Origin of the sequence: Limosilactobacillus kribbianus, from assembly GCF_026413145.1 — a bacterium.
In the GTDB taxonomy this organism is placed as follows: domain Bacteria; phylum Bacillota; class Bacilli; order Lactobacillales; family Lactobacillaceae; genus Limosilactobacillus; species Limosilactobacillus kribbianus.
On record NZ_JAOVYZ010000047.1, the window covers coordinates 1 to 14,755 of the forward strand.

The window sequence follows — 14,755 nt, forward strand, 5'->3', positions numbered from 1 at the left end:
AGGAGAATTTAACCTATACCAGTTGACCAAAGCCAATGATAATTAGAGGTTATCATGCGGTGACCAGAAAACAAGTTGTATAGTAGCAAAATCCGAAAGGATATATTTATAGAATACGAGGAGAAATTGCAATGAAAACAATCACGATTGGATTATTAGGCCTCGGCACCGTCGGCAAGGGCGTCGTTGCCCTCCTGCAAAAGCAAGCTCCGAAGATCTCGCGGACGCAGGATTTTCAATTTAAGCTTAAGAGCGTGGCGGTGCACAACCTCGCCCGGCATCAAAATGACGACCTGCCCGCGGGCACGATTTTAACGGACAAGGTCGCCACGGTGGTCGATGACCCGGAAATTCAAATCGTGATTGAAGCCATGGGGACGATTGAACCGGCCAAAGTCGCCATCTGCCAGGCAATCTTAAACGGTAAGTCGATCATCAGCGCCAACAAGGACTTGCTAGCCACGGCGGGCCCGGAGCTGTTGGACTTGGCAAAGACGGCCAAGGTGGACTTCTTCTATGAGGCCAGCGTCGCCGGGGGCATCCCGATTTTGCGGATCCTCTCCAGCAGCCTTGAAACGGACCAGATCACCCAGATCACGGGTATCATCAACGGCACCGCCAACTACGTCCTGACCGCCATGGACCGGAAAAAGCAGGATTACGCCACGGCACTCCAGGCGGCCCAAAAGTTGGGTTATGCCGAGGCCGACCCGACCAACGACGTTCAGGGGATCGACGCCACCTACAAACTGATCATCCTGAGCCGTTTTGCTTTCGGGCAGTCGCTGCGCTGCGCCGACGTTCCCTCCCAGGGAATCACCGCCATCACACCGGCCCAGCTCCAGAGCGCCGACCAACTGGGGCTGAAGATCAAACTCCTGGCCGTTGCCAAGGAGTTCAACCACCAGCTCTTCTCCTTCGTTGGTCCGGCGGCACTTCCCGCGGCTGAACCCTTGGCCCACGTCAACGGCGTTCAAAACGCAATCGCTATCCAAAGCGACGCACTGGGTGAAACAACCTACACCGGACCGGGTGCCGGGGCCGCTCCAACCGCCAACAGCATCCTCAGCGACCTGCTGGCCACCGGTGACGACATCGTCAAGGGTAACTGCGGCCGCGAGTTCAACAGCTACCGGCGGCCGGCCCGTGCCCGGTCGCTGGCGGCAGTGCCCCAGCGTTATCTCATCACGATCGCGGGAACGGGCAACCTGCTTTCCATCGCTTCCAGCGTTCCCACCGCGCAGTGGGAGCGCCAGGTAACCAGCAACCACTACTGGAGCGGCCTGACCCCCGTGATCACACAGGCACAGTTAAACACTTTAATGAAGAAACTCCAAAAGAGTCACCAGCAGGTGGCGGCCCTGCCACTGGCGAATAGCTGGCAGACCACACCAGCTCCAGTGACCGTATAAGAAAACGCGCCTTCCCGATTTGGGGAAACGCGTTTTTCGGTTACAATAATAGTAATTTTATTTAAGGAGTCGATTCAAATGACGTGCAAGGCCAACATCAAGATTCGCCGCGCCCAACCCAGCGACCAGCAGGCAATCATTGCAATCTTCAACGAAGCCGTCACTAGCGGGATCGCAACCGACGAGGATGTGCCCATCACGGTGGCGGAGCGTGCAGACTGGTTTGCCCAGTTTGACGCCCGCCATCCACTCTGGGTCGTCACGGTCGACAGCACGGTCCGTGGATGGTGTGCCCTCGAGCACTTTTATCCCCACCCTGCCTACGCCGATTCGGCAGAGATCGCCATCTACGTTCATCGACAGGCCCACCGGCACGGACTTGGCCGGATGCTGTTGAACTTTGCCGACCAGCAGATTCGCGAACATCTCCATTTCAAGACCGTGATCACCTATATCTACGCCGAAAATGTCCCGAGCCAGGGTCTTTTCACCAGCTGCGGCTACGAACACTGGGGCCAGCTGCCAGACATTTCCAAGGTCGGCGGTCGGTACCGCGAGCTTAAGATCTATGGCAAGAATTTTCCCAATCACCCATAAAGGCAGAAACGGGACCCGATAAATCTGTAGGTTTATCGGGTCCCGTTTTGTCATTTTAATTCAATTAGTCCAGGCCGACCCGCTTGAAGATCGTGTCGACGTTGCGGAGGTGCCAGTGGTAATCGAAGGCATCGTCCAGGTCTTCCTTGCTCAGCTGCTTTTGGATGGTTGGGTCATCCTCCAGCAGTGGCCGGAACGGAATCTGTTCGGCCCAGCACTTGGCGGTGTATGGCTGGATCAGGTCGTAAGCCGCTTCCCGGGTCATGCCGGAGTTGACCAGCTTGAGCAGAACCCGGCCGGAGTAGATCAGGCCCAGCGTCTTGTCCATGTTCTTCTTCATCGTCTCTGGGAAGACGTCGAGGTTCTTCAGGATCCGACCGAAGCGCTTCAGCATGTAGTCGATCAGCGAGGTAGCGTCCGGCAGGATCATCCGTTCAGCACTAGAATGGGAGATGTCCCGTTCGTGCCAGAGCGGAACGTCCTCGTAGGCCGGCACCATGAAGCCTCGCAGAACCCGGGCACAGCCGCAGATGTTTTCTGAGCCGATTGGGTTCCGCTTGTGTGGCATTGCAGAGGAACCCTTCTGTCCCTTGGCGAAGTGCTCCTCGACTTCGTGGATTTCCGTCCGCTGGAGGGAACGAATTTCGGTCGCCATCTCTTCCATACTGGTCCCGATCAGGGCAATTGAAGCGATGTATTCGGCGTGCAGGTCCCGGGGCAGCACTTGCGTGGAGATTTCCTGGGCCCGCAGACCAAGCTTGTCGCAAACGTACTTTTCAACGAAGGGGTCGATTTCGGCGAAGGTCCCCACCGCACCGGAGATCTTACCGGCTTCAACACCGCGGGCCGCGTGTTCGAAGCGTTCCTTGTTCCGCTTCATTTCGGAGTACCAGCGGGCCGCCTTGAGTCCAAAGGTGGTCGGTTCCGCGTGGATTCCGTGGGTCCGGCCCATGCAGACCGTGTACTTGTACTTTTCGGCCAGGTTCTTTAAGACCTCCATGAAGTCGTCGATGTCCTTGCGAATGATGTCGTTGGCGTGCTTCAGCCGCAGACCTTGGGCGGTATCAACAACGTCGGTACTGGTCATCCCGTAGTGGACCCACTTCCGTTCGGGGCCGAGAGACTTGGAAACGTCACGGGTGAAGGCGATCACGTCATGGTGGGTGACGGCTTCGATTTCGGCGATTCCTTCGACGCTGAACTTGGCGTTCTTACGAATCTTTTCAACGTCTTCGGCCGGAATGTGACCGAGCTTGCTCCAGGCTTCGTCGGCGGCAATTTCAACTTCCAGCCAGCACTGGTACTGGGTTTTCAGGCTCCAAATCTTCTTCATTTCAGGACTAGTATAGCGATCAATCATCAGTTAAATTTCCTCTCTATTTTTCGTTCTGCCATCATTATCGCACAGGCACCGCTTGGCCGTAAAGCCGAACTTTACTTCTCCCAGATGCCAGTTTCGTCAATTTCCTTCAATGTTTGTTCAATGTCGTCCGTCAAAATCGTGACGTGGCCCATCTTCCGGTTGTGGCGAATCTCCGCCTTGCCGTAGTCGTGGAAGTGCCAGTTCGGCTTGTGGGCGATCTGCTCCCGAACCCCGGCGACGTGCTGGCCGAGGACGTTGACCATCACAACCGGCTTTAAAAGCTCAATCTTGGGCAGCGGCCAGTTGCAGATCGCCCGGTTGTGGATCGCAAACTGGGAGAAGTTGCAGGCCTCGATCGTGTAGTGGCCGGAATTGTGCGGCCGTGGTGCCAGCTCGTTGATGTAGATTTGGCCGTCCTTGCCAACGAACATTTCGACGCCCAGGATCCCCCGGAGGTCAATGGCGTGAGCGATTTTGACCGCCATCTGCTGCGCCTTTTCCTGAAGGGCCGGGGAAATCCGTGCCGGGACGATACTCAGGTGCAGAATTTCATCGTGGTGGATGTTTTCAGAAACGGGGAAGACCGTTACTTCGCCGTTCTCGTTGCGCCCCACCATTACCGAACATTCCAGTTCAAACGGTACCCAGCCTTCCAGGATGGCATCCTTGGTTGACAGGATTCCGTCACACTTAGCCAGGTCGGCATCACTGTGCAGGACCTCCTGGCCGTGACCGTCGTAGCCACCCTCACAGGTCTTGAAGACACAGGGGTAGCCAATCTTGGCAACGGCCGCCTTCAGGTCGTCAGCATTCTTGACGGCCATGAACGGCGCCGTTTTCAGCCCGGCATCGCGCAGGAAGGTCTTCTCGCGGATCCGGTTCTTGGTGGTGTAAAGCAGGTGGGTCCCCTGCGGCACGTAGACCTTGTCGGCAACGTCTTCTAGGGCCTTCAAGTCGACATTTTCAAATTCGTAGGTCAAAACGTCCGAGCGGCGGGCAAGTTCCTCGATCGCCTTGACGTCGGCATAGGGCGCCACGATCTGGTCGTCCGCCACCTGGCCGGCCGGACATGCCGGGGTCGGGTCGAGAACGATGACCTTCATCCCCGTTTGTTTGGCGTCCAGGGCCATCATTTGGCCGAGCTGGCCCCCGCCGATAATACCGATTGTCTGTCCCTGTTGAATCATCTTAGTCAAGGTGTGCACTGCTTTCTGCGGCTTGGTCGTGCATTTGCTTGCGGTAGTCGACAATCTGTTGCTGAATCTTGGCATTATTAATGCCGAGAATCTGAAGGGCCAACAGGGCCGCGTTCTTAGCCCCGGCCACCCCGATCGCCGTGGTGGCAACCGGAATCCCGGCCGGCATCTGAACGATCGACAGCAGGGAATCCATCCCACCGAGGGCGTGGGTTTGGCCCGGAATCCCGATCACCGGCAGGGGCGTGTTCGCCGCAATCATCCCCGGCAGGTGGGCGGCCCCACCAGCACAGGCGATGATGACCTTCGTCCCGTTGGCAACGGCGCCCTTAGCAAAGGCGAACATTTCGTCTGGCATCCGGTGGGCGGAAATAACTTGCTTGCTGTAGTCGACCCCGAACTGATCCAGGATCATGCAGGCTTCCTTAACCGTTGGCCAGTCGGACTTACTACCCATCACAACACTGATTTCACTCATCATTGGTCCCTCCTTAAATCTGCTTTAAAGATAACAAAACCGGCATGTAAATTCAATGGTTTTATCGAACTTTCTCCATATATTAAATTTTAATGTTCGGATTATCTGTCGGAACAAAAAAGCTGGGAAAGCACAAATGACTTTCCCAGCTCAAATAATCTTTTTAGAACAATCCAGTAATCTTGCCCTTCTCGTCAATCGTCATGTTAACCGCGGCTGGCACCTTAGACAGGCCCGGCATAGTCATCATGTTGCCGGCGAGGGCGACGATGAAGCCGGCCCCCAGCTTTGGCACGAATCCCCGGATGTGGAAAGTAAAGCCTTCCGGTGCCCCCAGCTGGGTCTGATCATCGGTGAAGGAATACTGGGTCTTGGCGATGCAGACCGGCAGCTTGTTCCAGCCCAGTTCAGCGTACTGCTTGAGCTGGCGCTGGGCCTTGCGACTAAATTCAACGTCCTTGGCACCGTAAATCTTCGTGGCGACGGTCCGGACCTTTTCCTCCGGCGTGGCGTCCAGGCTGTAGAGCTCGTGGAAGTCGCTCGGCTGTTCAGTCAGGCGAACCACTTCTTCGGCCAGCGCGTGCGTCCCGGCACCGCCCTTGGCCCAGGCATCAGCCTCGACAACGTTGACCCCGAGCTGCTTGCAGTTGTCCGCGATCATCTTGATCTCGGCTTCAGTGTCGGTGGCAAAGTGGTTAATCGCCACGACCAAGGGAACCCCGTAGCGCTGCATATTCTTGATATGGCGGTTGAGGTTGGCCATCCCCTTCTTCAACTCCGGCAGGTTCTCGTCCTTCAAGTCGGCCAGCTTGGCGCCCCCGTTGTATTCCAGGGCCCGGACGGTGGCGACGATCACAACCGCATCGGGGTTCTTGCCCAGGACGCGGCGCTTGATGTCCATGAACTTTTCCGCCCCGAGGTCGGCCCCGAAGCCGGATTCCGTGACCGTATAGTCAGCCAGCTGCAGCGCGGTCTTGGTTGCCAAGACGCTGTTGCAGCCGTGGGCGATGTTGGCAAATGGACCCCCGTGAATGATCGTTGGGGTGTGGTCCAAAGTCTGAACCAGGTTCGGCTTGATTGCGTCCTTGAGCAGGATCGTGATCGCGTCGGCGAAGTGCAGCTCTTTGACCGTAACTGGCTGCTTATCGTAGGTGTAGCCGACCACGATCTGACCAACCCGCTTCTTTAAGTCCATCAGGTCGGTGGACAGGCAGAGGATCGCCATCAGTTCGGAGGCCGCCGTGATGTCAAAGCCGGTTTGGCGTGGAACCCCCTGCATCAGGCCGCCCAGCCCGGTAACCACGTTCCGCAGTGCGCGGTCATTGACGTCCTCGACCCGCTTCCAGATCACCCGGCGTGGGTCGAGCCCCAGTTCGTTGCCCCGCATGATGTAGTTGTCAATCAGGGCCGCCAGGGTGTTGTTCGCACTGGTCAGGGCGTGGAGGTCACCGGTGAAGTGGAGGTTGATGTCTTCCATTGGAACCACTTGGCTGTAGCCACCGCCAGTCGCGCCCCCTTTGATCCCGAAGACGGGACCCATGGATGGTTCACGCATCGCGATGATCGTCTGGTGACCGAGCTGGTTCATTGCATCCCCCAGTCCAACCAGGATGGTGGACTTCCCTTCGCCGGCCGGCGTTGGGTTGATCGAGGTGACCAGGACCAACTTGTGCTTCTTGTCCGGGTGGGCGGCGACGGGCAGGCTGATCTTGGCCTTGTACTTACCGTACTGCTCGATGTCGTCTTCGCCCAGGCCAATCTGTTCGGCGATTTCCTTGATCGGTTTCATTTCCGCTTGGTCTGCGATTTCAATGTCAGTCATCATAATGGTTTTCCTCCATAAAATACGAACGATTATTTGTAGAAAAGAAATATAGTTAACTTATATCATAACAATACTCGCTAATCGGCTAATCGTAAAGGCCAAATCATGAATTTAATCAATTTTCGGCCGTGGGTGTGCTGGGCCGTGCCCCCTTCTTTTCCTTCTGGCGAATCGATTTCACCCCGAGGATGTCGAGCAGGAAGGTAAAGATTGGCACACCGACGATCAGGCCCCAGGTGCCCCAGAAGTGCTCGCTGACCAACAAGATAATGAAGGTGTAGAAGATCGGCAGGTCGGTCTGGCTCGACATGAACTTCGGGTTGAGGACGTAGGCTTCGAGGGTGTGGATGACGATCACCATGATGATGATGTAAATGACGTCCCGGATCCCGCCAACCGAGTAGGCCACTAGGCTGAGCGGGATTGTCGAGATAATCACCCCAGCCATCGGGACCAGGGAAAAGACGAAGACGATCAGGGCCAGGGCTAGGATCTGCGGCATCTTCATGAAGAGCAGGCAGATCGTCGTGATCGCGGTGTTGCAGATGGCGATGAAGAATTGAGCCTCCAAGACCACCCCGAAGGTATTGACGAACTTCTTGCCAAAGTAGGCCAGGTCCTGGAAGAACCAGCCAAAGGTGCTGTTCAAAAACAGCTTGGAGAAAGCGGCCGTCTCCTTCAGGTCGAGGGCGAAGAAGAAGCTCAGGATGAGGGAGAGGAAGAAGGTCACGGTGATCGCCCCGATGCTCGTCAGGGTGCTGACGGCAAAGGTCAGGCCGTGCTTGACCTGGGCCATGATCGTCGACCAGCTGACGTAGCGGCTGACGTAGTGGTAGAGCGTCGTCGCGTCCCGGCTGCTGTAAAATTTGATGACCGAGTTGACCATCTTGATGACCTGGTGCACCAGGACGGGCAGGTACTTGGTAATCCCGAAGTAGAGTAGCAAGACTAAGACCAGGTAGGTCAAAACCACCAGCAGCTTAATTGAGAACTTCGGCAGCCAGCGGCGGACGAAGTTGACCCAGGTGACCACGATGAAGGTCAGGATAAAGGTAAAGAGGATCATATTCATCATCGACCGCATCAGCCACAGCAAGAAGATTACGAGAAATAAGACAACAAAGCGGCGCAGCTCGACATTTTTGATAAAACGGCGCCAGGCATCCGTCACGTTAACCATCACCTTTCGAACAGTTTAAAAAGATACTAATCTAATTTTAATACCGGTCCCACATTCCGGCAACAATTGCCAGTGTTTGTCCCATCGGACGCCTTCTTCCTAGTCATCCAAGGCCAGAGTGTTATAATAATGTCATTATTTGGAGAAAGAAGGATGCTTTTAAATGTTAGAAAAGACGTTCTACAAGTCACTCTTAAGCCACTCTTTCAACATCCCCGTGAAGATCATCTTCTGGGACGGTTCCAGCGTGGTTTATGGTGACGGCGAACCAGAGGTTACCATCACGTTCAAGGAAAAGATTCCGATTCGTGACGTCACCAAGAACGCCTCAATTGCACTTGGGGAAGCATACATGGATGGTAAGATCGAAATTCAGGGCAGCATCCAAGCATTGATTGAATCCGCCTACGAGAGTGCCGGCAGCTTCATGCGCAATTCCAAGTTCCGCAAATTCATGCCCAAACAGGGGCACTCCGAAAAGGAAAGTGAATCGGACGTGCAGAGCCACTACGACGTCGGCAACGACTTCTACCGACTCTGGCTGGACGACACGATGACCTACTCCTGTGCCTACTTCACCGGTGGTAACCGCGATGATCTGACCAAGGCCCAAGAGGATAAGGTTCACCACATCTTGAAGAAACTCGACCCACAGCCCGGCAAGACCTTCTTAGACATCGGCTGTGGCTGGGGAACCCTGATGCTGACGGCGGCCAAGGAGTACAAGCTCAAGGTGACCGGGGTGACCCTGAGTGAGGAACAGTACCGCTTTGTCCAAGATCAGATTAAGAAGGACGGCTTAGAAGACGTCGCCGAGGTCAAGCTGATTGACTACCGGGAACTGGGCAACCAGCAGTGGGACTACATCACCTCCGTCGGCATGTTTGAACACGTCGGCAAGGAGAACCTCGGCCTCTACTTCAAGGACATCTACCGCTACTTAAAGGATGACGGGGTCGCTCTGATCCACGGAATTACCCGGCAGCAGGGCGGTGCCTACAACGGTTGGATCAACAAGTACATCTTCCCGGGTGGCTACGTTCCCGGCCTGGTCGAAATGATCCAGCACATCGAGGAGAACCAGATGCAGATCGCCGACATCGAAATGCTGCGGCGGCATTACCAACGGACCCTGGAGATCTGGGACGCCAACTTCAACGCTCACCGCACCCAAATCCAGGACATGATGGGCGAACGCTTCACCCGGATGTGGGACCTCTACCTGCAGGCCTGCGCCGCATCGTTTGAGTCCGGCAACATCGACGTCATCCAGTACCTGATCACCAAGGGCGCCTCCGGCAAGAACCTGCCGATGACGCGGGATTATATGACAAAATAAGTGAGTGCAATTAACGATCAGCGGGCCGTATGGCTAACTGCGGGCGGAGGTTGGCGCTGCAAGCGTCGGCCTTCGTTCGTAGATAGACACTAAGGGCTCGCTTTTTTGCACGTTATCAATCCGAGTGCAATTAACAATCAGCACTAAAAGCCCTCAGCAGAAATCAAACTGCTGAGGGCTTTCTTATAAGCCAACACAAAAGAGGCATGCAAATTTCTGCATGCCTCTTTTTGGAGATCTAGATTGGTTGCGGTATTTTCAGCCGTTGCTTAATCCTTGTGGTCGTTGCTCCACTTGATTGGGTCTTCACGCCACTGTTGGAGAGACTTCAGGTGGTCGGCGCTGATTTGGTCTGTTGCTTCGGCCTCCTTGATCAGGGTCGTGTAGTCCGTAACGGCGTAGTACTTCAGGTCATTGGCCAGGAAGTTCTGTTCCGCCGCCTGGAGTTGGTAGGTGAAGACGGCCACGACGCCGATTACCTGGGCACCGGTGTTGTTGATTGCCCGGACAGCGTTCAAGACGCTGCCGCCAGTGGAGATCAGGTCATCGATCACTACGACCTTTTGACCCGGCTTGAGAACACCCTCGACTTGGTGTCCCTGGCCATGGTCCTTCGGCTTGGTCCGGACGTAAACCATTGGCAAGCCCATTTCCTGCGCAACCCAGGCTGCGTGCGGAATCCCGGCGGTGGCAGTCCCGGCAATCACATCAGCATCCGCAAAGTGGAGGTTGATCTGTTCTTCCATGCCGTTGTAGATGGCCTGCCGAACGTCAGGATAGGAAATGGTCAGGCGGTTGTCCGTGTAGATCGGTGCCTTGAGGCCACTAGCCCAGGTGTAGGGCTTTTCTGGGGACAGGGTAACCGCGTGAATGTCTAACAATGCCTTAGCAACTCTTTGTGAATAAGTCATAGTAATCTTCCTCCTAATCTGCTAAAAATGCTTGCTGAATCTGCTGGTAGGCTGCGACCGGATCGTCGCTCTGGGTGATTGGTCGCCCGACAACGATCCCGTTGCTGCCCAGCTCCCGGGCTTGTGCTGGGGTCACGACCCGTTTCTGGTCATCATGAACCTTCAAGGATGGCCGGATACCGGGAGTGATGCAGAGAAAATCTGGACGGGTAACCTGTCGGATGGCCGGCAGTTCCCGGGCCGAGCAAATTACCCCGGCCAGGCCGACACCCTCGGCCAGTTGAGCGTAGTTTTGAACGGACTCAATCAGGGAGAGGTCGACGTGCTGCTGTTCATGCAAGATCTGGTCGTCAATCGAGGTCAGCTGGGTGATCGCCAATAATTTGGCTGGCCGTACCCCCGCCTCGACGGCCCCTTCTTCCAGGCCCGCCAGACCGGCCGTCAGCATCTCAGTGCCACCGGCCGCGTGAATGGTCGTGAAATCGATGCCGAGCCGACCGATCGCGGCCATTGCCCGGTGCACCGTGTTGGGAATGTCGTAGAGCTTGAGATCAAGGAAAATCTGGAAGCCGCGTTTCTGGGCTTCCTTGACGATTTCCTGACCAAGGCCGTAGTACATTTCCATTCCGATCTTGACAATCGGCTTCGGAGTTACGTCGACAAGCTCGTCAAACAGCTCGACGGCCCCGGCCTTCGTGGCAACATCAATTGCCACCATTGGTACGTAGCGTTTCAAAACTTCACCTCCCAGAGATCCGTTAATTTTTCAATTCCGTATTTATCCATCGTCATTGGTAGTTCTGCCACAATCTTCGGCAGTGCCAAGGAGTCGTGGAAGCTGGCCGCGCCAACCTCCACCGCATTGGCCCCGGCCATCATGAATTCCAAGACATCCTCGGCACTTTCAATGCCACCCACACCGATGATTGGAATCTTCGAGACGCTGCGGACCTGGTGAATCATCCGCAGGGCCATTGGCTTCAGGGCCGGACCGGACAGGCCGCCCGTAACGTTGGCCAGGACCGGCCGGCGCGTCTTAAGGTTAATGCTGAGCCCGGTCAGGGTGTTGATCATCGTCAGCCCGTTGGCCCCGCCGCGCTCGGCCGCCTGGGCCAGGGGCACGATGTTGGTGACGTTGGGCGTCAGCTTGACGTAAACCGGCACCCCATGGGCCACCTTGACAACCTTGTGGACCAGGTCCTCCAAGACCGCGGGATCGGTCCCCATTGCCAGGCCGCCGTGCTTGACGTTCGGGCAGGAAACGTTTAATTCCAGGGCATTTACCCCGGCCGCGTTCGTCAAGCGGTCAACCACCTCAACGTATTCGCTGGTGGAGAAACCGGCCGCGCTGGCAATCACCGGCAGCTTCGGATAGTTGACCTGGAGCCAGGGCAGCTTCTCGTCAACCACCCGTTGAACGCCGACGTTTTGCAGACCGTTGGCGTTCAGCCAGCCGGCCGTGGTCTGGCAGACCCGGGGACGGGGATTGCCCGAGCGCGGGTTCTTGGTGGTCGACTTTAAGACCAGCGAGCCCAACTGGTTGATGTCGTAGTTTTTGGCGATCTCCTGGCCGTAGCCACAGGTGCCGCTGGCCGCGATCACCGGGTTTTTCAGTGACAGGCCGGGCAGCTCCACGTGGAGTCGTTCTTCCTTCTTCATTTCTCTTCCTCCCGATCGTAGACGAGCTTGCCATCAACAAAGGTCTTGTCCGTCATGCCGTAAACCTGGTCGCCGATGAAGGGCGTGTTGTGACCCTTCGAGAAGAACTGGTCGGCCTTGACCGTGTCCTGGTGGTCGATGTCAAAGACCGCAATGTCCGCCGGGTCGCCAACCTTGAGCAGGCCAACGTTGTCCAGCTTGAAGACCTTCTTGACGTTTTCGGTCAGCCAGTTGATCAGCTGGCCGAGGGTAAAGATCCCGTTCTTGACATAGCGGGTGTAGAGCAGGGCAAAGGCGGTCTCGCTGCCGACAATGCCGTTTGGCGATGCCAAGAAGCCCTGGTGCTTTTCGGCGTCGGTGTGCGGTGCGTGGTCGGTGGCGATGCAGTCGATCGTCCCGTCCAAGAGGCCGGCTAGGCAAGCCTCCTGGTCCTGCCGGCTCCGTAGCGGCGGGTTCATCTTGAACTCGGCGTCGTCGCCGGGAATGTCAGCATCCGCGAGCAGCAGGTGGTGCGGCGTCACTTCGCAGGTCACGTTGATCCCCAATTGCTTGGCGTGGCGGACCAACTCGATGCTTTCCTTGGTTGAAACGTGACAGACGTGGTAGTGGGCACCGGTGGCCTGGGCGATCACGATGTTGCGGGCAATCTGCGCCGTTTCGCTGATCTTTGGCATCCCCGGCAGTCCCAGCTTCTGGGCCACAGGACCGTCGTTGATGACCCCGCCATTGGCCAGCTGGTTGTCCTGGGCGTGGTCACACATCACCAGGTCGTGAGCAGCTAGTTGCTGCATGGCCCGGTAGACCACTCCGGCGTCCTGAATGCCGGCACCATCATCGCTGAAGAGCCGGGCGCCCGCTGCGTACTGGGCGGCCACGTCGACCGGTTCCTTCCCCGCCCGGTCCTTGGTAACCGGGGAGTACTGGATGATCTTGATGGCGCCGTCCTTTTTGTTGCGTTCCACCTGCTTTTTGAAGCGTTCCGGCGTGTCGCAGGTTGGCTTGAGGTTGGCCATGGCAGCAATGGTGGTAAAGCCCCCGTGGGCCGCGGCTCGGCTGCCAGTGGCGATCGTTTCCTTGTTGGTGTAGCCTGGCTCCCGCAGGTGAACGTGGATGTCGATCAGGCCGGGGGTAATCAGGTTGTTATTGAGGTCGATCACCGTGGCGTCTTCTGCTGCGTTCAGAGCGGCGCCGATCGCCTTGATCTTGTCGTCCTCGATCAGGACGTCGCAGGGAACCAGTTCTTCGCCGACCAGGTGCCGGCCATGTTTTAATAGGGTTTGGCTCATTGCACTCACCCGCGATTACATAATGCCTTGGTAGCGGAGGATCCGGCTTAAGATTGCCATCCGCACGAAGACCCCGTTTTGCATCTGACGGAAGATCCGGGCGTTTGGTGCTTCAACCAGGTCGCTGTCGATTTCGACACCGCGGTTAACCGGAGCCGGGTGCATGATGATGGCACCCTTCTTCATCTTGTTGTAACGTTCGCGGGTCAGGCCGTATTGCTGGTGGTATGCTTCGGCGTCAAAAGCCCCGTTTTCGGCACCGGACAGCCGTTCGTTTTGGACCCGTAAGAGGTTAACGACGTCCATCTCCGGCAGCAGTTCGTCGAAGTCGCCAAAGGTTCCGTACTTGGCCAGCTCGTCGTCGTACCATTCCTGTGGGCCGGCGAAGTAAACCTTGGCACCGAGGCGATTGAGCATCATGGCGTTGGAGTGGGCAACCCGGGAGTGCGACAGGTCACCGATAATCAGTACCTTGAGGCCGTTGAAGTCGTTGAATTCTTCGTGGATGGTCATCATGTCCAGCAGGCACTGGGATGGGTGCTGGCCGGAACCGTCCCCACCGTTGGCAATCCCAATCTTCAGGCCTGGGTGGGCAATCAGGGACTTGTAGTATTCGTTTTCGGGGTGGCGGATTACCGCGATGTTAACCCCGATGGATTCCATCGTCTTGACGGTGTCGTAGAGGCTCTCACCCTTCTTGACGGAACTAGTGCCCGCTTCAAACTGCATCACGTGCATGCCGAGCTTCATTTCGGCCATCTGGAAACTGGTCTTGGTCCGGGTGGAGTTTTCGAAGAAGAGGTTGGCTGCGAATGCCGGCCGGTTCAGGTGCGGCTGCTTGCCGTGCTTGTAGTCTTCGGCCTCGCTGATCAGGTCGAGGGCGTCGGCAGCGTCCATGTCGGCAACAGTGACAACGTTTGGTTGAATGCGTTCAGTACTAATCATCAAATAGATCTCCTTTTTAATCTAGATACAACAAAAGCAGCGGGAACTTGGCCTGGTTCTGGTCGAGTTTGCGCTGCTTGGGTGTTTTTTGCTTATATTAAAGGATAGGCCGAAAACACTGCACCGTTTTTGCTCTCACAGGACGCAATTAAAAGGCTCAGTTCTTCGAAAATACCTATTTGATCGAGGTGGGCGTTCATCTTGCCTAGCACTGGGGGTCGAGGAAATTCTGTTAAAAAAGACCTCCTCAGCACTAGGCTAAGAAGGTCGAGATATTCTAACGCTCAGATAAATCCTTCCTAGCCTCGCTGGACTAAGTTAAAGGTATTTTGCTTGCCAATAATACTAGTCGTTTCCCTCATGAATGTCAACACTAGTTTTGCGAAAAATTGAATTTCGTTAATTTGAACCGGGTGATTAAAAAAAGCACCCCACTGCTGGAGCAATGTCATTAAGTTAAGAGCTTGACAATTAGTGGTCGGTTCTTACAGGATGTCGTTTGAAAAGTAATTCGTTAATTTTAAGGCCACCTAAGTAGTAATCGCGGTTACTAATTAGGTGGCC

The 14,755-nt window shown here is 56.0% G+C and carries 13 protein-coding genes; 3 read left to right on the forward strand and 10 right to left on the reverse strand.

The genetic code is table 11. The annotated features are described in order from the left end of the window. Nucleotides 1–131 precede the first annotated feature (131 nt). Together OCT58_RS08480 and OCT58_RS08485 are read left to right on the forward strand one after the other, a co-directional pair. The gene (locus OCT58_RS08480; RefSeq protein ID WP_267202435.1) at nt 132–1,412 is read left to right on the forward strand and encodes a homoserine dehydrogenase; all 1,281 of its coding nucleotides are present in this window, start codon (nt 132–134) and stop codon (nt 1,410–1,412) included. A gap of 78 nt (nt 1,413–1,490) precedes the next feature. Next, nucleotides 1,491–2,009: a GNAT family N-acetyltransferase gene (locus OCT58_RS08485; RefSeq protein WP_267202436.1), complete on the forward strand. Its 519-nt coding sequence runs from the start codon at nt 1,491–1,493 to the stop codon at nt 2,007–2,009. Between the two features lie 64 nt (nt 2,010–2,073). On the opposite strand, the gene purB is transcribed toward OCT58_RS08485, so the two are convergent. The 5 genes from purB to OCT58_RS08510 all read right to left on the reverse strand — a co-directional run bounded on the left by purB (nt 2,074) and on the right by OCT58_RS08510 (nt 8,042). Then, nucleotides 2,074–3,369: an adenylosuccinate lyase gene (purB, locus tag OCT58_RS08490; RefSeq protein WP_267202437.1), complete on the reverse strand. Its 1,296-nt coding sequence runs from the start codon at nt 3,367–3,369 to the stop codon at nt 2,074–2,076. Nucleotides 3,370–3,443: 74 nt separating this feature from the next. Beyond that, the gene (gene purK, locus OCT58_RS08495; RefSeq protein WP_267202447.1) at nt 3,444–4,559 is read right to left on the reverse strand and encodes a 5-(carboxyamino)imidazole ribonucleotide synthase; all 1,116 of its coding nucleotides are present in this window, start codon (nt 4,557–4,559) and stop codon (nt 3,444–3,446) included. 1 nt (nt 4,560) lies between these two features. Then, on the reverse strand, nt 4,561–5,046 hold the full coding sequence (gene purE, locus OCT58_RS08500; protein WP_267202438.1) for a 5-(carboxyamino)imidazole ribonucleotide mutase: 486 nt from the start codon (nt 5,044–5,046) through the stop codon (nt 4,561–4,563). Nucleotides 5,047–5,209: 163 nt separating this feature from the next. Further along, the gene (locus OCT58_RS08505) at nt 5,210–6,871 is read right to left on the reverse strand and encodes a formate--tetrahydrofolate ligase (protein ID WP_267202439.1); all 1,662 of its coding nucleotides are present in this window, start codon (nt 6,869–6,871) and stop codon (nt 5,210–5,212) included. A 115-nt stretch (nt 6,872–6,986) separates the two neighbouring features. After that, a complete protein-coding gene (locus OCT58_RS08510) occupies nt 6,987–8,042 on the reverse strand; it encodes an AI-2E family transporter (RefSeq protein WP_267202440.1) in 1,056 nt (351 codons plus the stop codon). Between the two features lie 172 nt (nt 8,043–8,214). On the opposite strand from OCT58_RS08510, the gene OCT58_RS08515 reads away from it, so the two are divergent. Beyond that, nucleotides 8,215–9,390: an SAM-dependent methyltransferase gene (locus OCT58_RS08515; protein ID WP_267202441.1), complete on the forward strand. Its 1,176-nt coding sequence runs from the start codon at nt 8,215–8,217 to the stop codon at nt 9,388–9,390. Nucleotides 9,391–9,659: 269 nt separating this feature from the next. Here the strand turns inward: OCT58_RS08515 and pyrE are convergent, their stop codons facing one another. The 5 genes from pyrE to OCT58_RS08540 are packed head-to-tail and all read right to left on the reverse strand — an operon-like array spanning nt 9,660 to nt 14,191. Next, the gene (pyrE, locus tag OCT58_RS08520) at nt 9,660–10,301 is read right to left on the reverse strand and encodes an orotate phosphoribosyltransferase (protein ID WP_267202442.1); all 642 of its coding nucleotides are present in this window, start codon (nt 10,299–10,301) and stop codon (nt 9,660–9,662) included. Nucleotides 10,302–10,314: 13 nt separating this feature from the next. After that, on the reverse strand, nt 10,315–11,037 hold the full coding sequence (gene pyrF / locus OCT58_RS08525; RefSeq protein WP_267202443.1) for an orotidine-5'-phosphate decarboxylase: 723 nt from the start codon (nt 11,035–11,037) through the stop codon (nt 10,315–10,317). Continuing rightward, nucleotides 11,034–11,960 carry a dihydroorotate dehydrogenase gene (locus OCT58_RS08530; RefSeq protein ID WP_267202444.1) on the reverse strand — a complete coding sequence of 309 codons (927 nt, stop codon included), beginning with the start codon at nt 11,958–11,960 and terminating at the stop codon, nt 11,034–11,036. The genes pyrF and OCT58_RS08530 overlap by 4 nt, the downstream gene beginning before the upstream one ends. Then, complete coding sequence (gene pyrC, locus OCT58_RS08535) at nt 11,957–13,246, reverse strand: dihydroorotase (RefSeq protein ID WP_267202445.1); 1,290 nt, start codon at nt 13,244–13,246, stop codon at nt 11,957–11,959. The genes OCT58_RS08530 and pyrC overlap by 4 nt, the downstream gene beginning before the upstream one ends. Before the next feature lie 15 nt (nt 13,247–13,261). Beyond that, nucleotides 13,262–14,191 (reverse strand): aspartate carbamoyltransferase catalytic subunit, encoded by a 930-nt coding sequence (locus tag OCT58_RS08540; RefSeq protein WP_267202446.1) that lies wholly within the window; start codon nt 14,189–14,191, stop codon nt 13,262–13,264. Between the last annotated feature and the right edge of the window lie 564 nt (nt 14,192–14,755).